The sequence below is a fragment of the Streptomyces beijiangensis genome (assembly GCF_017315755.1).
GTDB lineage: Bacteria > Actinomycetota > Actinomycetes > Streptomycetales > Streptomycetaceae > Streptomyces > Streptomyces beijiangensis.
Map to the genome: position 1 here is coordinate 1 of NZ_JAFLRJ010001174.1, position 221 is coordinate 221.

Genomic DNA, 221 nt, shown 5'->3' on the forward strand with positions numbered 1-221 from the left:
CGGCGTCGAGGCCTGGGAGGCGACGAACCTCCTGTGCGTGGCCCGCGTCCTGGTTGCCGCCGCGCAGCGTCGCGAGGAGACTCGCGGCTGCCACTGGCGCGAGGACCACCCCGACCGCGAGGACGAGGCCTGGCGCCGTCACCTGGTCGTACGACTGCAGCCGGACCGCTCGCTCGCGGTCAGCACCACAGACACCGCCGAATTCCCCCCGACCCTCCCTC

General features: G+C 73.8%; 1 pseudogene. It reads left to right on the top strand.

The features are described from left to right. Positions 1 to 221 (top strand): annotated as a pseudogene (locus J0695_RS41055) (L-aspartate oxidase); the annotation flags it as partial.